The 22,466-nt window shown below is 36.0% G+C and carries 19 protein-coding genes, 3 pseudogenes and 1 other annotated feature; of the genes and pseudogenes, 13 read left to right on the top strand and 9 right to left on the bottom strand.

What is annotated here, in order from left to right:
* Nucleotides 1–98 precede the first annotated feature (98 nt).
* The 4 genes and pseudogenes from AB1280_RS15915 to AB1280_RS15900 form a co-directional block, all read right to left on the bottom strand.
* Nucleotides 99–908, bottom strand: a complete 810-nt coding sequence (locus AB1280_RS15915; protein WP_429756420.1) for a hypothetical protein — start codon at nt 906–908, stop codon at nt 99–101.
* A 328-nt stretch (nt 909–1,236) separates the two neighbouring features.
* Nucleotides 1,237–1,871 (bottom strand): annotated as a pseudogene (locus tag AB1280_RS15910) (IS66 family transposase); the annotation flags it as partial.
* A gap of 30 nt (nt 1,872–1,901) precedes the next feature.
* A complete protein-coding gene (locus AB1280_RS15905) occupies nt 1,902–2,096 on the bottom strand; it encodes a hypothetical protein (protein ID WP_429756419.1) in 195 nt (64 codons plus the stop codon).
* A gap of 486 nt (nt 2,097–2,582) precedes the next feature.
* Nucleotides 2,583–3,467, bottom strand: a complete 885-nt coding sequence (locus tag AB1280_RS15900; RefSeq protein WP_429756418.1) for a hypothetical protein — start codon at nt 3,465–3,467, stop codon at nt 2,583–2,585.
* A gap of 552 nt (nt 3,468–4,019) precedes the next feature.
* Here AB1280_RS15900 and AB1280_RS15895 point away from each other — a divergent pair.
* The 5 genes and pseudogenes from AB1280_RS15895 to AB1280_RS15875 form a co-directional block, all read left to right on the top strand.
* On the top strand, nt 4,020–4,262 hold the full coding sequence (locus AB1280_RS15895; protein ID WP_272188892.1) for a hemolysin XhlA family protein: 243 nt from the start codon (nt 4,020–4,022) through the stop codon (nt 4,260–4,262).
* Nucleotides 4,263–4,270: 8 nt separating this feature from the next.
* Nucleotides 4,271–4,471: a hypothetical protein gene (locus AB1280_RS15890; protein WP_429756417.1), complete on the top strand. Its 201-nt coding sequence runs from the start codon at nt 4,271–4,273 to the stop codon at nt 4,469–4,471.
* Nucleotides 4,471–5,292 (top strand): GH25 family lysozyme, encoded by an 822-nt coding sequence (locus AB1280_RS15885; protein ID WP_429756416.1) that lies wholly within the window; start codon nt 4,471–4,473, stop codon nt 5,290–5,292. The genes AB1280_RS15890 and AB1280_RS15885 overlap by 1 nt, the downstream gene beginning before the upstream one ends.
* A 90-nt stretch (nt 5,293–5,382) precedes the next feature.
* Nucleotides 5,383–5,513, top strand: a pseudogene (locus tag AB1280_RS15880) (IS6 family transposase); the annotation flags it as partial.
* 314 nt (nt 5,514–5,827) lie between these two features.
* Nucleotides 5,828–5,968 (top strand): annotated as a pseudogene (locus AB1280_RS15875) (IS6 family transposase); the annotation flags it as partial.
* A gap of 225 nt (nt 5,969–6,193) precedes the next feature.
* Here AB1280_RS15875 and AB1280_RS15870 read toward each other — a convergent pair.
* The 3 genes from AB1280_RS15870 to sdaAB form a co-directional block, all read right to left on the bottom strand.
* Nucleotides 6,194–7,513: an amino acid permease gene (locus tag AB1280_RS15870; RefSeq protein WP_429756415.1), complete on the bottom strand. Its 1,320-nt coding sequence runs from the start codon at nt 7,511–7,513 to the stop codon at nt 6,194–6,196.
* Nucleotides 7,514–7,788: 275 nt separating this feature from the next.
* Nucleotides 7,789–8,679: an L-serine ammonia-lyase, iron-sulfur-dependent, subunit alpha gene (gene sdaAA / locus AB1280_RS15865; protein ID WP_429756414.1), complete on the bottom strand. Its 891-nt coding sequence runs from the start codon at nt 8,677–8,679 to the stop codon at nt 7,789–7,791.
* A 22-nt stretch (nt 8,680–8,701) separates the two neighbouring features.
* Nucleotides 8,702–9,400 (bottom strand): L-serine ammonia-lyase, iron-sulfur-dependent subunit beta, encoded by a 699-nt coding sequence (gene sdaAB, locus AB1280_RS15860; protein WP_429756413.1) that lies wholly within the window; start codon nt 9,398–9,400, stop codon nt 8,702–8,704.
* A gap of 930 nt (nt 9,401–10,330) precedes the next feature.
* On the opposite strand from sdaAB, the gene AB1280_RS15855 reads away from it, so the two are divergent.
* Both AB1280_RS15855 and AB1280_RS15850 read left to right on the top strand, forming a co-directional pair.
* Complete coding sequence (locus AB1280_RS15855; RefSeq protein ID WP_429756412.1) at nt 10,331–10,915, top strand: TetR family transcriptional regulator C-terminal domain-containing protein; 585 nt, start codon at nt 10,331–10,333, stop codon at nt 10,913–10,915.
* 66 nt (nt 10,916–10,981) lie between these two features.
* Entirely contained in the window at nt 10,982–12,178 is a 1,197-nt protein-coding gene (locus tag AB1280_RS15850) for an MFS transporter (protein WP_429756411.1), read from the top strand.
* 42 nt (nt 12,179–12,220) lie between these two features.
* On the opposite strand, the gene AB1280_RS15845 is transcribed toward AB1280_RS15850, so the two are convergent.
* Nucleotides 12,221–13,507 (bottom strand): MFS transporter, encoded by a 1,287-nt coding sequence (locus tag AB1280_RS15845; RefSeq protein ID WP_429756410.1) that lies wholly within the window; start codon nt 13,505–13,507, stop codon nt 12,221–12,223.
* Nucleotides 13,508–13,603: 96 nt separating this feature from the next.
* Nucleotides 13,604–14,917: an ectonucleotide pyrophosphatase/phosphodiesterase gene (locus AB1280_RS15840; protein WP_429756409.1), complete on the bottom strand. Its 1,314-nt coding sequence runs from the start codon at nt 14,915–14,917 to the stop codon at nt 13,604–13,606.
* Nucleotides 14,918–15,058: 141 nt separating this feature from the next.
* Between AB1280_RS15840 and AB1280_RS15835 the strand changes: the two genes are divergently transcribed.
* The 6 genes from AB1280_RS15835 to AB1280_RS15810 all read left to right on the top strand — a co-directional run bounded on the left by AB1280_RS15835 (nt 15,059) and on the right by AB1280_RS15810 (nt 22,428).
* Nucleotides 15,059–15,334, top strand: coding sequence for a YesK-like family protein (locus tag AB1280_RS15835; protein WP_429756408.1), 276 nt, complete (start codon nt 15,059–15,061; stop codon nt 15,332–15,334).
* Nucleotides 15,335–15,438: 104 nt separating this feature from the next.
* Nucleotides 15,439–15,643, top strand: a binding site (T-box leader).
* Nucleotides 15,644–15,687: 44 nt separating this feature from the next.
* The gene (gene proS / locus AB1280_RS15830) at nt 15,688–17,118 is read left to right on the top strand and encodes a proline--tRNA ligase (protein WP_429756407.1); all 1,431 of its coding nucleotides are present in this window, start codon (nt 15,688–15,690) and stop codon (nt 17,116–17,118) included.
* 420 nt (nt 17,119–17,538) lie between these two features.
* Nucleotides 17,539–20,418: an SH3 domain-containing protein gene (locus AB1280_RS15825; protein WP_429756406.1), complete on the top strand. Its 2,880-nt coding sequence runs from the start codon at nt 17,539–17,541 to the stop codon at nt 20,416–20,418.
* Between the two features lie 200 nt (nt 20,419–20,618).
* A complete protein-coding gene (locus AB1280_RS15820) occupies nt 20,619–21,215 on the top strand; it encodes a TerD family protein (protein ID WP_272188921.1) in 597 nt (198 codons plus the stop codon).
* A 20-nt stretch (nt 21,216–21,235) separates the two neighbouring features.
* Entirely contained in the window at nt 21,236–21,820 is a 585-nt protein-coding gene (locus AB1280_RS15815) for a TerD family protein (RefSeq protein WP_272188923.1), read from the top strand.
* 29 nt (nt 21,821–21,849) lie between these two features.
* A complete protein-coding gene (locus tag AB1280_RS15810; protein ID WP_272188925.1) occupies nt 21,850–22,428 on the top strand; it encodes a TerD family protein in 579 nt (192 codons plus the stop codon).
* Nucleotides 22,429–22,466 lie beyond the last annotated feature (38 nt).

Genomic DNA, 22,466 nt, shown 5'->3' with positions numbered 1-22,466 from the left:
GTCGGTTTCACTTTTTAAACCATGAGGACTTTTTTAGTGCCCCCTCTTCCTTGTCGGAAGTCGCCCCTTTTTTAAAACACAACAATTGACGTATTTTATCAAGAATCTACAGTTGTTTTTAATATTTCGAATTTCCCTTGTTCATCCACTGTAAACATGACATTATTATTACGACTATCCGTTCCTCCTATGCTTGTTTCATTAGGGCTGGAATACATGGTCAGAACAGCTATCTCATAAATGCCCTCTGTTAGCACGTGGCTCTTTTCGAAATCATCCATAATACTTTGAGCATTGGGAACAGTTTCACTATTTTTGTAGGTATTATAATAGTAATTAAAATTGATAACTCCTGTATAATTAGCATGATCTCTAGAGTTACTATCTTTTAATATTTTCATTATGTTGTCAGTGTTTATTTTTTGATCGCGTTTGAAATTTTTAATTAATTCCTTTTCTTGTTGTTTATCTATATGTATATCTAAATAGTAATAGAAATTTGGATTCTTTTTATGATAGGAGAATTCACTTAATAAGTTATACTTTTTTATCATCTTATCGGATTGTTTCAAAACATCACGATGTTGTTCAACATAAGCTCCTTTGAATATTTTTAGAAAAACATCATCGCTTCCATTTTTAACTATTTCATGTGAGTCTTTGTCTACAATTAAATAAGCAAGAGTGCGGTATGGTTTTTTTATTTCCACGTAAGTCTGTTGATCAGGAGCTCCAAACCCACTATCAGTAGAAAGAATTTTAAAATCCCCATTCTTTATCCCGTAGTTTTCGGACAAATAATCTCCTATTGGTTTTTCTAATAGTTTTGTTTCTGTAGAGCAACCACTTAATAGGAATAGTTGTATGCTCAGTAATAAGATAAAAACAGTTACTTTTGGTTTCCTCATTCAAGTTCTCCCTTTTCTATTATATACTTCATACAATCATAGTTGGGGTTTTTGCCCATCCCTTATTTAAATCCCCCTATGTTCATTTTTCATTCTTACCCTTCCTTAAACTACATTTTACCATTTTTAAAGATGAAAAAGGGACTCTCTTGTGAGAAGTCGTTCCTTATTTAAAACACAACAATCGTTGTATTAACATCAATTTGATGTAGGTATGGGTTTGACTGTCCGTAAGCCCGAATTATAAAAAATAAGCGTACCTTTACGGTACGCATCACAAAAAGCCGTATAATCTGATCTTTTTAATCAAAAATACGGCTACTTTCATTTACTTACTACATTCCAGCTGAATCTTTTTGGACCAAGGTATGTATTGGTCTGAATTTTCAGGATTTTGATGTATTCCGGGATTCGGTAAATCCATCAAAAGTTTCTTTGTGTACTCGTAGAAATCAATCCCGTTACTTTTGGCTGTTTCTGCGATACTCAAACAAATAGCATTCGCTTTTGCGCCAGCTTCGCTGACCGAAAAAAGCCAATTTTTTCTGCCTATAACGTTTGGACGGATGGCATTTTCAGCTGGGTTATTATCGATTTCAATGCGTCGTCTTTACAATTTTTACATTCATAAGCGTGTTCAATATGCTGAATTTTTCTCATTTTCGCAGGAATAAATTTTGCTTCTTCACGTACGATTGTACTGTCGATTTCAATCATTTGTCCTTGGCAACAGTCACATTGTGTATTTTCTGGATAATGGTGAAATGCTTCTACTTCGATATCATCCCGTAATGAATCATTTCGTTTTTTCTTTTGAATATTTCGTACAACAGTATAGGAAATCATCTGTTGGCTTTGTTCTTCTGTATGCTCAGATTCACTAAAAGACGATTCATCATCAAATAATGAACATTGCCCGTCCATCAATTCCTTTTCGCATGTTTGTTTTTCCGCAAACAATATAAATATTCTTCACATTTGTATAATCGTGTTTCACTGATTTTTCAACTCCCTGAAGACCATTTGGATGATGCGCTCATCTACGCCATTGTAAAAAGAAATTTCAGCGTTGCTCGTTTTAATCGTGCAAGTAGGACTTGAGGAAAGTACTGCTGAATTTGTTACAGAGGTATTTTTGCTTTCGGTATGTAATGATACGGGGACAATGGTAAGTTTTTGTTGTGGCATAAGAAAAGCACCTCCTTAAATTGATAGGTTTATCATACCAGGGGGTGCTACTCTATTTATATGCGTTGTTTGAATACGGGCTTACTATTTAACAGTAAAGTGTACGGATTACAAAAAATTATAAACTGAACTTTACTTTTTGTCCCTGGTTGGGGTATGGCAACTAAAACGCTTTTTGGGGACCATATGCAAATAAATCCCAATTATTTTAGTGAAGAGACCAAACTGTAACTCAAACGTTCGTTTTTGTTACAGTATTTCTTTTTAAATTCTAAACTAGATTGTATTGAATTTAGATGTAACTAAATACTGTCTCAAAAATAATTTGTCACAATATAAATCTTCTACCTTTTTGTTACATTGATTGTTTATCAATTGGTATTTTCTGTCTTATTACCTTTTCGGGGGATGGGTAAAGAAACCCTAATAGGGATAGAACCAGGTGTATTTTTAGTCAATTCCAATTAAGTAATTGAAACTAAAGTTCTATTTTATATTTTTTTCAGCTGCGTAATCACCATAATAGTAAGTTCTATAAAAATCATCATATTTAGGAGTAGCAATTATTGTATATTCACCATTTCCATCGACTTCAAACAAAGCTACATTATCATATTCCGATCCCACATAGTGAGTTGAATCATCTACTTTCATCTCGATACTGTATATTCCTTTTGTTAATATTCCACTTTTTTGAAAGTCCTCAATTAGATCTTTGGCCTTTGGAATAGGATGTTTATTTTTATTCATGTCAAATTCAAATAGAAAATTCACCACACCTAAATACTTGCCATTACGCTTTTCATTTCGACGGTCACTTGGTATTAATTTAGTTAAAAGTTCAGTAGTATTTATCTTTTGGGTCTTTTTAAAATCATCAAGTAGATATTGGTAATCATTTACATTAACCCCGATATTATCGTAAGGAAACATATAAATAGGACCATTTTCTTCTGGGGCAGCTTTATTAGGATATTTTACTAACCCATATTTTTTTATGATCTGTTTCATTACTTGAACTACTTCTGGATGTTGCTCAATATATGCACCCTTGAATTGTTCGAGATAGATATCGTCACTATCATCTTTTAAGACTTTCAAAGTATCTCTTTCAATCATTAGGAACGGATAAGCACGATATGGCTTTTTCATTTCTACATAAGTTTGATGGCCAATATCTACAAACCCATTATTACTTGTCTTAATAACAGAAAACTCACCTTGTATTCCATAGTTTGTTTTTAAATATTCTTGTATTGGTTGATTCAAACTATCTTTAGAGAAATTATCTTTAGAGAAATAACATCCACTAAGAATTAGGATTGATGTACTTAATAAGATGACTTGAATCAATCTTTTAATACTCTTCATTTTCCAAACTCCATTTCTTAAATTTAAATAATATTATAACATTTTTTATTCAACTAAACTGCCACGTTGGCTTAAGTACACTTCTTCACAACCTTAACGAAACAATTAATAAAGTCACTCCATAATCTGGCCCAATTGCTGAATAGCATGATCGGCGTTTTTAAAACAACTTTATTATCTCTGTACAAATGGTTATAAAAAAGGCGGTAACTTGGTATATGACAGTAACCTTTGGTGCGATACTGATATTGAAGTTGGTTATTCAAGTAATCCAACTGTTTATGGAAACTTTTAATCAACAAGCGTCTTCCTTTTGAAAGACGCTCTTTTTGTGCGCCCAGCGTGCGTATATTCTTTAGGGTTCAAGTCTCGAATCATGAGGGCAGCAGTAGCGATTAGCTTAAGACAATGGTGTCTGTGGTGAAGCGGAATCTGAAGGAAATCGGCAGTAAATCCCAGGTCTGAGGAATACGAATTTTATATAAAAATGCATCAGTTGTAAGAAAATAAGTTGTATTGTTTCTCTTTTTATTGTAAGGGAGGGATGAATCAATGAATGAACAAATTAAGCAAGATGATTTTAAAGAGCTATTAGTTGGATTAACGAGGGTAGAAACAAAACTTGATACATTAGGAAACGTAAAAGAAGTTGCAATTGAGGCTCAACAATTTGCTAAAAATGCGCATTTACGTATAGATAGGTTAGATAAATTAGTTTTTTGGATTGGAACAACTGTAGTGGGTGCAATCATTACAGGGGCTATTATGACTCTATTTAAAGTTGCAGGAAAGTAGGTGAAAATATGAATAAAGAAAATATCCAAAAACGTCTTCGTAACTGGCAAATGTGGGTTGCAACTTTTTCATTAATTGGGTTTCTATTTACTAAATTAGGAGTTCCGGAGGCAAAAAGTTTCTTAGACGAATTGGCGCCTTATTTATTGTCGGTCGGTATCGCACTTGGTATTTGGACAGATCATGAAGAGAAAGGAAATGCTGAATAATGACTAAACATATCGTAGACTTATCAAAATACAATGATAATATCGATTGGGATATAGCTGCACCGCAATTGGACTTAGCAATCTGTCGTGTACAATATGGATCAAAAAAAATAGATACACTGTATAATGAACATATCCAAAATTTAGAAAAATATAGAATCCCCCATGCTGCTTATGCCTACGGGTGCTATGTAAGCATTGCAGATGCTATTGTGGAAGCGAAAGACTTTTTAGCGCGTGTAAATCCAAATGCAAAATTTCTTGTATTAGATGTTGAAGATGACACTCTAGGAAGTTGTGGAGGTACATACTTGGCAGAAGCAACACAGGCATTTATCAATACTTGTCGGGATGCTGGTTGGAAAGTTGGCTTATATGTATCGCACCATATGTATGGATCTTATGGATTAGAAAATATAAAAGCTGACTTCTTATGGATTCCACGATATGGGGGAAATAAGCCTGAATATGAGTGTGATTTATGGCAATATGCAGATGGTGAAACAGGGGGATGGCTTGATGGAATAGGAAAAGTAGATCTAAATGTTTTAAATGGAGATAAAACGATCGAATGGTTCACGAATGATCAGGAACTTTATCGGATCTTTATAGGAGACTTCAATTCAGTGGAATGGATAGAAGAAGTATATCAAACAACCAAAGATACTTTCCCAGACTACGGGATATGGACACAATCGCTTGATGATGGTAATCAGCGTATCATCATTGGTGATTTCAACTCCAAATCATGGTGTGATGAAACATTTGCAAAGTTGAAAGATACTTTTCCGTCATATGGTATGTGGGTTGAGAGAATTTAGGGTTCTGGTGCAAAATTTTAATTTGAAAAGAATTCATCTCTAAAACTTGGACATACTGATACTATTACTCTAAAAAGGTGTGTGATTGGTATGAAAAAGAAAAATTTGTTCAAATGGAAGCACTATCAGCCTAATATTATCTTAGTTTTCGTGATTTAGTGGAAATGATGGAGGAACGGAGTTTATCCATTTCTCATACAACGATTATGCGTTGGGTTCATCCATAAATTGTTTGGATTAGCATCATAATTCATGGATGAAAAGGATATTGAGGTTCTATGTTTCTAATAAATCATATTTGCACCAGAACCCGTTAATATAATACTTCGCGACTGCCTTTATCGTAGTTTACCTGGAAAAGCTCTTCTCTACTTGGCGGTGGTGGGGCTTTTTCTTATACACTTTTACTTTTTTAATTCTTTTAGCGTTACATTCCTAAAGAACTTTGAATAAGGTTTGTCGCTATCGTTTATCTATGGGATACTATTTAAGCTTTTAATAAATCTTCGTCTAAAAAGAGTTCGATATCACCTAAAATATGCTTGGATTAAAATCATTGCAAACAGCTAAAAAAGTGATTGCTGGAATAGAAGTTATACATATAATCAAAAAAGGACAAACTCTCCAAGGTGAGAAGTTTGTCCAAAACCATGATCTCTTTGGTTTAACAATATAAAATGAAACTTTAATCAGTGGGGGGGGCTTCATCCCCACTGATTATTAGTTGAACCAATCGGGCTTTTAGGGGCAGTTTATCTCCCACCTAACTCCTTTGCTTTCGCTGAATTTTGAGGTGGGAGTATTACTGCCCGTTAATGCGGGATAAAATTCAATTCTGCTAGGAATCTTTCGTTCTTTTTTCATTTCCCACTATTTTTGCAACAGAACCAACAATAGTGAATTAAAATAATGATCTAATACTTGCTAGGACAGTAAGTATACCTATAATAATGACAAATACATTGCTCGCTTTCCCTCTGTATTTAGCTAGTACTGGTACTTTGCGGATCGCATACATTGGTAATAGACATAAGATAGCAGCAACTAATGGACCACTAAGGGCATCAATGATTCCAAGAATACTTGGATTTGCATAAGCAACATACCAGCATGTTAATACAACAAAAGTAAGGATCATTGTCTTAACTGTTTTTTCCCCCATATTTTTCCCGCGTTTTTTACCGACTTTGATAATCATGTCACGCATTACCTCATATGCTCCTATATAATGGCCAAGGAAGGATTTTGTTATAGCCATAAAAGCAATGATAGGAGCTGCAATAGTGATTACAGGCGAATTAAGCTCATTAGCAAGATATGATAGAATTGACAAGTTCTCTTTTTTTGCCATTATAAGATCATCTGGAGTCAAACTCAATGTACTGCTCCAAACAAAGAACATAACAACAGCGAATGTCATGATATAACAAGCTTTTTGTATTTGAGCACATTTGGCATCAGTAGCTTCTATTCCATAAGTAGCTCTCTGTTTCATAACAAATGATGAAATCATAGGCGAATGATTGAACGAGAATACTATGATTGGTAGTATCATCAATATCGTTCCAAAATATCCTGTTCCTGTTGAAGCAGTAGAAACACTTGAAAAGCTAAGCATGGACGTATTCCACTGTGGAATCAAAGATATTGCGATAAAAAGTAGAGAAGCTATGAAAGGATATACTAGCATACTCATTATCTTTACAGTAATATCTTGACCGAAATTTAGTATAGCTATAAGACCGAGTACTAATACAAGTGATAAAATGGCCCTTGAAGGCTCCTTCATGTGCAATTGATTCACGATAAAACTACTTGCAGTATTTGTAAGTGCAACTGAATACATCAGCACGATCGTATAAATTGAGACGAAATATACTATGTTAAAAATTACACTTGCCTTATTTCCGAAATACTCTCTTATTGTACCTGTAATCCCCTCATCAGCAGAATTAGAAGCGTATATCATTTTAGCAAGCGCCCTATGTGAATAATACATAACAGGATATGCAAGTATGGTAATTAACAGTAATGATAATAAACCACCTGAACCTGCATTAATAGGTAAAAAGAGTACTCCTGCTCCAATTGCTGTTCCAAAAAGGCTCAATGCCCAGGTAGTATCCTGTTTATGCCACTTTTTAGGGTCTAGATATTGCTCATTTTTTACTGCAGTATTTTCAGCTTGAAATTTTATTTTTTTTGCAGTATTCCCGCTCATATAATAATTCCTCCTTGTATCCTATTCTTACGTCTCTTTTTAAGGCTTAAGAATATAGATCATTCTTGTTGAAAAATAAATTGCTTACAAGGTGCGCCACATCGTGTGTCCAACCTAATGTATTTGTTAGCGCTTGCAAAACATTTCAATTATATATTAGTATACTTTAATTGTATAGTAGTATATTTTAGTGATAATGGCTCTTACTATACAGACATCCTTAGAACAATAGAGAATAGGATTGTTAACTATTTCACAATATTTCCAATAACTGTTTATGTATTTAATTGTTTCTCTCCAAATATTTTACTTTTAATGGAAATCCCTGTAGGCGTGGCAGCAATTCCGCCTAAACCTGTCTCTCTTAATTCGCGAGGCATCTGTCTTCCAACTCTATACATCGCTTCAATAACTTCGTCAGCATTGATGATATTGTTTACGCCAGCTAATGCGATGTCAGCTGCTGTTAAAGCATTTGCCATTCCAATAGCGTTTCTCTTTACACAAGGAATTTCTACCAAACCAGCGACCGGATCACAAACTAAACCGAGTAAATTTTGTAATGCGGTTGAGAAAGCTTCAGAAGATTGCTGTGGTGTTCCTCCGCCAGCTTCTACAGCTGCAGCCGCCGCCATTGCTGAGGCACTGCCTACTTCAGCTTGACATCCTCCGTACGCTCCGGCAATACAAGCGTTATTTGCGACTATCGTTCCAAATAATGCTGAGGTGAATAGAAAATGGATCATATCTTCATGACTTAACTGTAACGTATCTTTAATACTAAATAGGACTCCCGGGATCGTCCCACTCGCACCTGCTGTTGGAGTCGCACAAATAGCCCCTAATGAAGCATTTACTTCATTAACACCGATAGCACTTTGAATCCCTAACACCATCAAATCTCCAGAAAGAGTTTTTCCTTTTTCTCGATATTTTTTTATTTTAACAGCATCGCCTCCGGTTAAACCGGTCGGAGAAAATACCCCGTCGCCCTCAATACTTTTATTTATGGAATTTTCCATAGTTGTTAAATTTTTTTCCATTTTGCTCCAAACTTCTTTATAAGACGTTTTAGTTTGGTCGATTTCCTGTTCGATTGCTAATTCATAAATTGGCTTTTTTCTTTTATTAGCTGCATCTACAATTTCTTTTATAGACATATACATATTTTTTCACCCCCGAATGTAACTAAAGAATAATGATATTAGCTATACTGCTTAAACTTCTAAGTTCCTTCTGAACATCACAAGGCAATAGTGAATCCAAAGCAAATGCATGTAAACATTTTCCGTTTTCTTCTAAGCTATGAAAGTCGTTAATTTCCACATCATATTGTTTAAAGATCCTGCGTAAGACAAATTCAAAGTCGGCTCTTTCGGAAATCGCAATAATAACTGGCAATGGCCCCTGCAGATCTAAGCTAAATCCGTCAATTTCAACATGTTTGACTTCAATTAATCCGCCGCCAACTGAAATACCTATCGTTCTAATACTTCGACTTTCATCCTCTAAATATACATCTGCCGTATTTGGATGACCGGCAGGACTATCACCTGCTTTTTCAATAAAGGTAATGTCAATTCCTTTAGATTTTGCTATTTTAATAGCATCTGGCACTTTGCTGTCATCAGTAGCAAATCCTAATATCCCAGCAATAACTGCAAAATCAGTTCCGTGTCCTTTATGGGTTTCAGCAAATGATTCATAATACCTTACCACGACTTTTTTTGGAAGACCTTGAAATAATTTATTGGCAACTGTTCCAATAGCTAAAGCCCCTGCAGTATGTGAACTTGAAGGACCTATCATTACCGGCCCAATCACATCAAAACAACTTTTGTATTTAACAACCTTTTTTTCTTTAATAGATGCCACATTCATGTTCATATAAGCACCCCCATAATTTATTATTTTTAATTGCAGTTGAATCTAAGTTATTAGAATCACCAATTCAAAATAAAATTTAAATGATAACGCTTTCATTTCCGTGTTGAATAAATTTCCCTTCTGATTACACACCTTTCTTAGAGTAATCGTATCAGTATGTCCAATTTTAGAAGATTACTTGCAAGGTCTTTAGAATTTTTGCACCAGAACCAGGTTTGCTATTTTTTCTGTAGGTAATAGATTATCTCTCGGCACCCTCATTATAACTAGTATATTTATGAGCTTAATATTTTTTTATTTTTAGAAAGATTGAATAAACAAAATCTTGAATAGGTAATGAATTCCACTTGGCGTGTAGCAATTGTGTCCATTGTTTGAAGCTGTATTAGTTTAGTAGAGAAGCAAAAATAACACAGAGTTACTTTTATTAACATATTGATTATATTGAAAAAACGTTATAAAGATACTTATAGTTTCCTTTTTTGAACATTTTATTTTAGACGTGAAGGCCATTGTAATAAATAATGAATGTAGATGGAAAGGAGTAAATTAAGGAAATATAAAATCCTCTTTGGGTATTTATTATTCGTATTGAATTTATATACATTTTTCAGAAAAAATGAACTTCTTTTTCGCAAATCCTGGACATACTGATATTATTCCTTTACAAAATGTGTTTGATTAGTATAGAAAAAGAACAGTTATTTAGCTTCTGGTGCAAAAAGGAGAATAAAATGCATATATCCCTAACAGAATCACACCTTTACTATAAGGCCCAGTACCAGCATTCTTGCAACCAGGGAAAAAGTAGCGATTAAGTGCAGAAAGTTAGTCTTATATAGTGACCCTAAAATAAGAAAATTGCCTCTTGTAAGAAAGGGACATTTTCGTTAAAATTAGACTGAACGGTCGGTTTAATGAGGTGTAATGATGAGAAAGAGCGCTGAAGAAATTAAAAGAGCAATTGCTTATAAAGCAGAAGAATTATTTTCAAAAACAGGGTATGCAGCAACATCTATGGAAGACATTTGTGAAGTTACTGAGCGGAGTAAGGGCAGTATTTACTATCACTTTAAAAGTAAAGAAGAATTGTTTTTATTTGTAGTGAAGCAGCATACGTACGATTGGTTGGAAAAGTGGGCCGAAAAAGAAAAACAGTATCGTACAAGTACGGAAAAGCTATATGGCCTTGCTGAATATTATGTGGAAGATGTCCAAAACCCAATTTCTAGTACAATTGAAGAATTTCTAACGAGTCAAGTTGTAAGGAAAGATATAATGGATGAAATGATAGCCTTAACTCGTGAAACGTATAGCATCTTCAAGAAGCTAGTCGAAGAAGGAATGGCATCAGGTGAATTTCGCCAAGACGATGTAAATGATCTCATGTACGTTGTGAACGGTCTGTTAGCTGGGCTTGGACCATTATATTATGAGCTGGATGTAGAAGAAATGAAACGGATTTATAAAAAGGCAATTGATGTTTTATTAAAGGGAATGGCAGCTGGATTGTAATGTCAGCAGCTTTTCTTTTAAAACAAATTAGACTGAACGGTCGGTTTAATAAAGGGGGAGATATTGATGAGTGCTTTGCTAAAAAATCGAGTGTTTCTGCTTGTAATTGCTTCTGATATTTTACAACAATTTGCGATTTGGATCCGAAATATGGCGCTTTTGTTTTTTGTTATGGAACAGACAAATAATGATCCTATTGCTGTTTCTATATTGTCTGTCATGGAATATGCTCCTATATTTATCTTTTCATTTATTGGAGGTGCCTTGGCTGATCGGTGGAATCCAAAGCGAACAATGATTACAGGGGATATATTAAGTGCACTATCTATCGTTATGATTGTTTTGTTGTTAAATATTGGGTATTGGCAAGCGTTATTTGCTGCAACATTTGTGTCTGCGGTCGTCAGCCAATTTTCACAGCCAGCAACTTCACGAGTTTTTAAGCATCATGTTGAAGAGGAACATGTTAGTGCAGCCATTGCTATATCTCAAAGTTTACAAGCATTGTTCCTTATCTTTGGTCCAGTTGTAGGAACATTCGTATATACGCAGCTCGGTTTACTTGCATCACTCTACAGCTTAATCATTATTTTTGCGTTATCAGCTCTTTGTCTTTCATTTCTGCCAGGGTGGATGAAAGATAAAGAGGTGAGGAAATCTTCATTATGGAATGATATAAAAGAAGGTTGGTTGTATGTGTTACGTTCGAACCCTTTGCGAATGTTGACGGCTACTTTTTCGATTATTGGTTTGGCTGCAGGGTTAGTCCAACCGCTTGAAATCTTTCTCGTTGTGGAGCGATTAGGGATGGAGAAGGAGGCTGTACAATATTTAACTGCAGCTGATGGCATCGGGATGTTAATTGGGGGCGGTTTGGCAGCTGGTGTTTCTAAAAAAGTAAAGCAGAAACATTTACTCGTTTTTGGAATGACTATTTTAGCTGTTTCATTTGTTGTAGAAGGATTTTCGACTTCGTTTTGGATTACAGTATGCATGCGGTTTATAACAGGAATTTGTTTAGCTTGTGTAAATATTGTAGTCGGAACGTTTATGATCCACCTTGTAGATGGGAACATGATTGGCCGGGTAAACGGAACGGTATTACCACTATTCATGAGCGCGCTGTTAATCGGTGTTTCGCTAGGAGGAATATTGAAGGAGACAACTTCGCTCGTAATCGTATTTAGCATAGCGGCAGTATTAGGGTTAGCAGCTATTTTACCGGTACTTCGAATGAAAATGACACAAACACAAGAAGGATAAAAGATAACAACGCTCTCCCATAAAAGTTGAGAGAGCGTTTAATTATAATGTTTCTGGTTTTTGAGAAGGTTCTGTTACAGAAGGCGAAGAACTCTCTGGTACACGTGTTAACAGAAATCCTCCTATTATAAATAGTACGACAATACTTAAAACACCAGCGTTTGTTTTACCAGTTAACTGCGTTGTGACACCGATGAGAACCGGGCCCATAATGGCTGCGAATTTACCAAATATGTTATAAAACCCAAAGAATTCGTTTGCGGATTCTTTCGGAATGAGCTTTGCAAAATAGGAGCGGCTTAACGCTTGAATACCACCTTGTGAACTAGCAACGAGCATTGCCAAAATCCAGAAATCTAACGTTGTTTTTAGGAAATAAGCGTACGTACAAATAATAATATAAATAATAATACCAACATATAGCATTTTCTTCCCGGTAAATGTTTCAGATAACTTACCATATAATAGTGCAAATGGGCAGGCGACAATTTGCGTAACGAATAAAATAATTATTAAACTTGTTGCGCTAATGCCAAGGTCCGTTCCGTATGCTGTTGACATAGTAATGATTGTGTCGACGCCATCAATATAGAAGAAATAGGCAAGGAGGAAGAAAAAAACTGTTCGATATTGACGGATATTTTTAAACGTATAAGCAAGGCGTTTAAAGCTTGTCGCAACAGGATTTGGATCACGTTCGATATAATAATGTTGTTCAACATTTTTTAACATAGGGATTGTAAAGAGTCCCCACCAAAGCGCTGTAATTGCGAATGAAATTTGGCTTGCCACGCCGACTGACAATGGGACGATACTTTTTTGTGAAAGAATAATAAGGGTCATACAGCCGATAAATGGAATCGTGCTCCCAATATAGCCAAGGGCAAATCCGCGTGTTGAAATACGGTTCATTCGTTCCTCTGTCGTCACATCTATTAAAAACGCATCGTAAAAAATATTGGCTCCTGCAAATCCAATTAAAGCGAGCATATAACAGCCGAGTAAAAGAATCCACTGCGAAGTTGGTACGACTGCCAACATACTTGTAAAAGTAATGCCTAATAGGAAAAAGAATGTGAAGAAACGTTTCTTAAAACCTTTATAATCAGCAATTGTACCAAGAATTGGAGCGAGTATAGACACCATAAGTGTCGCAAAGGAATTTGCATACCCCCAATATGCAGTTGATGTTGTACCTGCAAGTCCAGCTTCTTTAGCGGCTGCTTTAAAGTAGATTGGAAATATAGCAGTTGTAATAACGAGTGAATATACTGAGTTTGCCCAGTCATATAATATCCAGCTTTTTTCTTGCCTGGACATTTTCTTCATATATGTTCCTCCTCTAACTAATGTAATGTTATTGTACAGAAATACGTAAGTAAAAAAGAGAAACTAACTGAATATTTACACAGTATTTACGAAACTTTACAATTCTAATAGATCCTCTATAACCTTTCCGTCTGTTTCGCCAAGATATAATCCAAGTAATCTTGCAATTGTAGGACCTTCATCAATCAGTCGCATGTGCGGAATAATGGTGCCTTGACGAATTCCTTTACCAGCTGCCATAAAAATCGTTTCGTAATTTGGCTTTGATGGAGAATAACCGTGGGTACCAAACGTATATTTTTTATTAGAGGTCACATCTTTTCTTGTAATCTCTCTTATCAAGTCTCCAGTATGATTCTCTAAAAAGTAATATCCTTCTCGTGCTTCCAGCATAAAGAGGCAATTCCCGTCGGCACCTAAATCTTTTGCTTCCTCATCGGTTAATAGAAATTCTATGCCATTTTGTTTATCTTGTATGAGCTCTTGTAGTAAACGGTGTAAACTTCCAATGGTTTCTGTATCATTTTTGTCTTTTACGTATATATACGCTGAGCCGTCACAGCTTTGACAATAAGCTTTCCAATCTGTTACTTCCCCTTTTTGATTCACAGTAAGAAAGCCTTTTTCACGCAATAAGACATTTAATTGAATAGCCTTCTGCTCATCTAATGCGCTATGATCTCCAAGCGCAATGATCGTCGCCTTGTCATACATACCGCTTTCGCGGAGTGCATCAACAATTGCACCTAGACGCTTGTCATGGCGATGAATCGCTGCGACTGTTTCCTCAGAAGAAAATCCATGATAATGGCGCTGTGTGTCTAAATCAGTAAAATGAACAAACATAAGATTTGGCTTTTTCGTTTGAATTGTGTGTACCGCAGAAGCAAGTACAAAATCATCTAGCTCCGGTTGTGACAAACCATTCCGAATGTGACCAAAACGCTGATTTAACTCTAGTTGATACAGTGGGCTCCCGCTGAATAAGGAGATGAGCACTTGATTTTGCCATGGACGATTTGGAAAAATTTCTGGCATGTTGTAGTCAATTTTTGCTCTTCCTGTTACAGGCCATAGAAGTGCAGCTGTTTTTAAGTTTGCTTTTCGCGCTTCATCATAAAGGGTTGTTCCTTGAATCGAGCGGCGGTACCAGTGCCAATCCGGTGATTCTTTCCCTGGTTGTAGCAGCGTATTGTTTACAACCCCATGTTTCGCAGGATAATTGCCTGTCACAATTGTTGTATGAGATGGATATGTAACAGATGGATAAATACTTTCAACTTTTTTAGCGTATGCACCACGCTTTAGTAAAGAACGGAAGTGCGGAAGGTTTTGTAATATAGGAAAATCTAAAGCTGATAAACAATCAAAAGATAAGATAATAACATGTTTTGTTGCAGGTCTGTTCATAGAATAATACCTCCAAAAGTCCTATAGCCTATTTTTATATATTACTATTAATACTTGATAATAAAAACTACTACCAATAAGAGAGTTTTTTTAGAATTTTTAGACTTATAAACGTATAATATAATTAAAGGAGTGAAAAGAATGGAATTTTTTCTAATGAGTAGCATAATCACAATGGTTCTTGTTTTTTTGATTTCCTTCACATTACGCAAAAGTTTCCCCAATCGTTCGCTTGATATTTCGTTTGGACTTATTATGATTATCATTTGCTTGGTTGGTTTTTTATGTACGTTATTTTTCATTGGTGGATGGGAAGGTATGGGATATGGTTTCTTATGTCTTTTTATATCAATTGGGACACTTATTGGGATGTTACTTCATCAAATGGTGAAATTTTTCCGGAATAAATATATGTAATACGAGTATAAAACAAAATAAACTGAAAAGAATATATAAAAATCAAAAAATTCCCTATTGCGTTATAATGTGGTGTGTATTATGATAATCAACAAATTTATATTGTTATGACGATGAAAAAGGATTAGTACATATTCAATCTTTTCGCAGAGAGAGAATCCAGTGGCTGAGAGATTCTTAAAAGACAATTTGGAACCTACCTTTGAGTTCTGCGTATGCAGCGGGATATTCCCGTTATCGAACAAGAGAGCATATACATGTTGTATATGAATCAGGGTGGTAACGCCGGCAAAAAGCTCGGTCCCTATTTTAGGGATGCGGGCTTTTTTTATTTTGAGAAGGAGGAAAAGAAAATGAAAAAAGAACAAGTACAAGCCATTACAAAAATGGAAGAAGATTTCGCACAGTGGTATACGGATATCGTAAAAAAAGCTGAACTTGTTGATTATTCAAGTGTAAAAGGATGTATGATTTTACGTCCGTATGGGTATGCACTTTGGGAAAACATTCAAAAAGTAATGGATGAAAAGTTAAAAGAAACAGGTCATGAAAATGTATATATGCCAATGTTTATTCCAGAAAGTTTACTTCAAAAAGAGAAAGATCATGTAGAAGGTTTTGCGCCAGAAGTAGCGTGGGTAACGCACGGCGGGGATGAGGAATTAGCTGAGCGTCTCTGCGTTCGTCCAACATCAGAAACGTTATTCTGTGAGCATTTTTCGAAAATTGTACAGTCTTATAATGATTTACCAAAGCTATATAATCAGTGGTGCTCTGTTGTCCGCTGGGAAAAAACAACACGTCCATTTTTACGCACAACCGAATTTTTATGGCAAGAAGGTCATACAATTCATGAAACAGCAGAAGAGTCACAGCAAGAAACACTTAACATTTTAAATATATATGCGTCGTTTTGTGAGGAGTATTTAGCGATTCCAGTTATAAAAGGGCAGAAGACGGAAAAAGAAAAATTTGCAGGGGCAAAAGCGACTTATACAATTGAAAGCTTAATGCATGATGGAAAAGCATTACAAACGGGCACGTCGCATAATTTTGGCACGAACTTCACAGAAGCATTTGATATTAAGTTTCTCGATCGAAATGGAAAGTGGCAATATGCGCATCAAACATCTTGGGGTGTATCAACAAGAATGATTGGTGGTCTTATTATGGTGCATAGCGATGATAATGGACTTGTATTACCACCAAAGATTGCACCAACGCAAGTGATGATTGTACCAATTGCTCAGCATAAAGAAGGTGTATTAGAAAAAGCAGCTGAACTGCAAGCTCGTATTCAAAAAGTTGCGCGCGTAAAAATGGATGCAAGCAACAAAACACCAGGCTGGAAGTTTAATGAATATGAGATGAAAGGTATACCAGTTCGTTTAGAAGTAGGGCCAAAAGATATTGAAAAAAATCAAGTTGTCCTTGTACGCCGTGATACGAAAGAAAAAGAATTTGTAGCTATAAATGAATTAGAAGAACGCATTACAAAGTTACTTGAGGATATTCAGCAGTCTCTATTTGAAAAAGCAAAAGCTTTGCGTGAAGAAAAAACGTATATAGCTACTACTTTTGAAGAGATGAAGCAAGTAGCAGCAGAAAAGCAAGGCTTTATTAAAGCGATGTGGTGTGGAAGTCTTGATTGTGAAGAAAAGTTAAAAGAAGAAGCAGGCGTTACATCACGTTGTATGCCATTTGAACAAGAAGAATTAGGTAAGCATTGTGTGTGCTGTGAGAAAGAGGCAAAACATATGGTGTATTGGGGGAAGGCATATTAAAGAATGAGAAGGAGCTGACTCGAAAAAGGACTAATGTCAGCTCCTTTTTGTGCATTTAGAATATTGAACATTATCAAATGGCCTTTATCCCGTTATTTGTGGGCGGTAAAGGTTGGAGAAGAACAGGGAAGAAAACTGTCCGTAAAAACCCAATTGGGCGGGCCTTCCATCAGTGAAAAAAGCATCACTGGTGGAAGTTTCACTTTATATCGTGTCGAATCGCTGATATATTAACATTTATATAAAAATATATATAATTTTATAGATTTTAATATCTTTCAAACAGAAGGTGTGATGGTAATTATGCTATAATACGAGATAAGAAATAAGGAAAGGAAGTGACTTCAGAATATAAATATCCTTATATTCTAATTAATCATGAAACAAACAACAAAGCAAATAATAGCAGGTACATTTTTAGTGACGGCAGCATCTCTTGTTTCTACAAATGCTTTTGCGCAAGAAGAAAGCACAGCTGCAGTAAATGCCACAAATTTAAATATACGTCAACAACCAACGACTCAAAGTCCAATTGTCGGACAAGTAAAGCAAGGAACAACTGTAAAGGTATTAGAAGTACAAAAAGATTGGGCAAAAATTTCTTACAATGGGAAAGAGGGCTATGTTTCACTGCAGTTTTTAAAGATGGCAGGAGGAAAGCCTACAATAGAATCGAAGCAACAAATAACTATTAATAATGGACAACGTGAAACAGGTGTTGTCACAGCAACACGTTTAAATGTTCGTAATAGTCCTGCTGTAGGTAGCACTCTTCTTGGAAGTGTTCAAAAAGGAGAGACTATTACCGTTATAGGAAAAGCGAATGGCTGGGCCAAAATTGAATATAAAGGAAAAGAAGGTTATGTTTCATTAGAATTTATCAAAGTGGGAGAGAAAGCAGGAGTAGCACCGCAACCAGCACCACCGCAGCAACCAACAATTAATAATGGTCCGCAAGAGGCAGGAACAATCACAGCAACAAGTCTGCGAGTAAGAAGCGCAGCGAACACAAACAGTAGCATTCTCGGAAACTTAAAACAAGGCGAGAAGATAACGGTATTAGGAAAAGCAAACGGCTGGGCGAAGATTGCGTATAACGGAAAAGAAGGCTATGTATCGCTAGAGTTTGTGAAATTAGAAGGTAAGGCAGCAGAAAAACCGGCTGAAAAACCACCAGAAAATATTGCGACAGGTACGCAAGAAACAGGAACAATCACAGCAACAAGTCTGCGAGTAAGAAGCGCAGCGAACACAAACAGTAGCATTTTTGGAAACTTAAAACAAGGTGAGAAGATAACGGTATTAGGAAAGGCAAACGGCTGGGCGAAGATTGCGTATAACGGAAAAGAAGGCTATGTATCGCTAGAGTTTGTGAAATTAGAAGGTAAGGCAGCAGAAAAACCGGCTGAAAAACCACCAGAAAATATTGCGACAGGTACGCAAGAAACAGGAACAATCACAGCAACAAGTCTGCGAGTAAGAAGCGCAGCGAACACAAACAGTAGCATTCTCGGAAACTTAAAACAAGGTGAGAAGATAACGGTATTAGGAAAGGCAAACGGCTGGGCGAAGATTGCGTATAACGGAAAAGAAGGCTATGTATCGCTAGAGTTTGTGAAATTAGAAGGTAAGGCAGCAGAAAAACCGGCTGAAAAACCACCAGAAAATATTGCGACAGGTACGCAAGAAACAGGAACAATCACAGCAACAAGTCTGCGAGTAAGAAGCGCAGCGAACACAAACAGTAGCATTCTCGGAAACTTAAAACAAGGTGAGAAGATAACGGTATTAGGAAAGGCAAACGGCTGGGCGAAGATTGCGTATAACGGAAAAGAAGGCTATGTATCACTAGAGTTTGTACAAATTAGTACGAATTCGAATGGGCACAATGGAACTAGTGGAAACAATGGACAAGTGACAGAAGAACGAGGAGTTGTAAATGCATCCTTATTAAATGTGCGCCAAGGTCCTTCAACAAGTGCTTCAATTGTAGCCCACTTGAAAAATGGTGAATCCGTTTCAGTATTAGGAAAGGAAAATGGTTGGGCGAAAGTTCGAGTAAATGGTGTAGAAGGTTATGCTTCTCTACAGTTCTTAAAATTAAAACAATCATCTTCTTATGAAGTGGTCACAGAGGCAGGAAAAGTTCAAAAATCGAATGGGGCGGAAGCAGAAAAAGAACTGCAGACAAGGCAAGAAGATGGTTATATTGTTAGCGATGGCAAAGTTGTGAATATGAAACAAGGCTTTGTGCGAGCGAATAAGTTGATTAATATTTATGACATTGCGACTGGTAAAAAGTTAACATATGTACGAGAAGGAGCTGACTTAAAGTTCATAAAAGCCGATGGAGATCGTGTGCATGTGAAAATTGATGGTACAACAGGATATGTCAATATAAATGATGTTACTTTATATCCAAATATGGTTCATGAATCAACGTCATATTATACAGTGAAAAACGGAAAGCTTTATCACTATGTATACAATAACTCTACGAGTAAGTATACGCCGTACCAAATTGGTAATGCACCAAAGCACTTACAAGAAGGGCAGCGTTATGAGGCATTTGATAAAACACAAATTGGTGGACAAGATAGTTATCAATATTTTGAATATGTGCCGATTCGTGCTACCTCTACTTATACAGCAAAAGACATTGATGATTTCTTAAGAAAGAATAGTGCAGACAGTCCGTTGATTGGAACTGGACAGTATTTTGTTAATGCAGCACAAAAATATAATTTAAATGCGGGCTATTTACTATCTCATGCTATTTTAGAATCCGGTTGGGGAAAAAGTCGTATTGCACGAGATAAGAAAAATTTATTTGGTTTTAAAGCGGTAGATTCTGATCCATATAATGGTGCAACGTCATTTAAAACATGGGAAGAAGGTATTAACTTCTGTGCTTCGTATATCGACAAAAACTATTTAAATCCAAATGGCTGGACATATAATGGCGGGAATTTGGGAGATAAATCACAAGGTATGAACGTCATGTATGCAAGTGATGAAAATTGGGGCCAACAAATTGCTTCTCTTATGAATAGACTTGACACCATGAATGGTGGAAAAGATTTGAATAGATATCAGTTAGGTACGGTGCAAGTTGGATCTGTGTTATTCAAAAATATAGGTGGAGCACAAGCGAGTGTAGCACCTCTTAATATGACAGTTGCAATTAAGAACACGATTCAAACTTCAAGTGGAACTTATTATGAGCTAGTTTCTGACAACACAGCGTATAATAGTGTGTATGTGAAAGCAAGTTCTGTAAAACTTGTATCCTCATATTAAAAAATAGCTAGACTGATAATGTTACAGGGAAATAATTTTTGGGTTGTTCACTTCTGACATCGGTGCAGAGAAATAAACTAGATGTTTTCATATAATCGAAAAATTATTCTTTTTCTCAATCTATGAAAAATGCTACAATATAAAGAAAGAATACAATATTTTCCTAGCTGGAAAGTGATTCGTAGAAAGGAAGAGACTTCATGCCTATCATTTTAGAAAAAGGACAGAAGATCGACTTAACGAAAGGGAAACCAGGGTTAACGAAGCTACAAGTTGGCCTAGGTTGGGATCCGATTGAAAAAGCGGGTGGATTTTTATCTTCATTGTTTGGAAGTAAGCCAAATATTGATTGTGATGCATCTGTGATCATGCTTGAGAATGATCGATTTTTACATAAACATGATCTCATTTATTTTGGCAATAAGTTATCTTCTTGCGGAAGTGTTGCTCATTCAGGTGATAATTTAACAGGAGAAGGTGCAGGGGATGATGAAACCATTTTTGTTGAATTACACAAAGTTCCATCTAGAATAAACCGCCTTATCTTTGTTGTAAATATTTATGATTGCGTGAACCGTCGTCAAGATTTTGGGATGATTCGCAACGCGTATATTCGTATTCAAAATCCGCAAACAGGTGAAGAGTTAGCACGTTATAGCTTAACGGATAACTACGGCGGAAAGACAACTTTAATTGCTGGCGAAATGTACCGTCATGATAATGAATGGAAGTTCTCGGCAATTGGAGAAGGAACACAAGCTAAAAATTTAAGTGAAATCGTTACGCGTTATCAATAACTTTTAAGGAGGCGCTACATATGGCAGTTATTTCATTACAAAAAGGACAAAAAGTAGATTTAACGAAAACAAATCCAGGTCTTTCAAAAGTAATTGTTGGTCTTGGCTGGGATACAAATAAATATGATGGACAGGCTGACTTTGATCTAGATGTAAGTATTTTCTTAGTTGGAGCAAATGGTAAAGTTGGCGGAGGAGAAGACTTCGTTTTCTATAATAATCCAACTGGAGCAAACGGATCTGTACAGCATTTAGGTGATAATCGTACAGGAGAAGGTGAAGGGGACGATGAAACAATCAAAGTTGATTTGAAAAATGTTCCTGCGCATATCGAGCGTATTTGCTTTACGATTACAATTTATGATGGAGAAGGTCGTCATCAAAACTTTGGACAAGTATCTAACTCCTTTGTGCGCATTTTAGATGAAGAGAAGAAAACAGAGCTAATTCGCTATGACTTAGGTGAAGACTTCTCGATTGAAACAGCAGTTGTAGTCGGTGAATTATACCGTCATAACAGTGATTGGAAGTTCAATGCGATTGGAAGCGGCTTCCAAGGTGGATTAGCAGCTTTATGTAAAAACTTTGGTTTAGATGTAGAGTAAAGAATCTATGTAAATAGAGGTGAATCGCGATGGTCATTCAGTTACAAAAAGGACAAAAAATTGATTTAGGTAAGACAAGCCCAGGCCTTACGAAAGCGATTATTGGTCTTGGTTGGGATATTAAACAATATGATGGTGGATCTGACTATGATTTAGATGCATCTGCTTTCTTATTAAATCAAGAAGGTAAATGTACGAAAGAAACAGACTTTATCTTTTATAACAATTTACAGTCTCCTTGTGGTTCTGTTACACATACAGGTGATAACCGAACTGGAGAAGGTGAAGGTGACGATGAACAATTAGTTGTTGATCTAAACAAAATCCCAGCTGATGTACACCGTATTGCGATTACAGTTACCATTTATGATGCGGAGGGTCGTCGTCAAAACTTTGGACAAGTTGCCAATGCGTTTGTTCGTTTAGCAAATGAAGAAACAAATGAAGAAGTGCTTCGCTATGATTTAGGGGAAGATTTCTCCATTGAAACAGCGGTTGTCTTTTGTGAATTATACCGTCATAATGGACAGTGGAAGTTTAATGCTGTCGGAAGTGGCTTCCAAGGTGGACTAGGTGCGCTTGTAAGAGCGTACGGCTTGGATGCATAAGAAGGAAGCGACTTTCGTTTCCTTCTTTTCCACTTTTT

The sequence above is a fragment of the Bacillus sp. S10(2024) genome (assembly GCF_050473865.1).
Classification (GTDB): domain Bacteria; phylum Bacillota; class Bacilli; order Bacillales; family Bacillaceae_G; genus Bacillus_A.
Note: the sequence above shows the minus strand (reverse complement) of the source record. Positions and strands in the feature narration are given on the sequence as shown.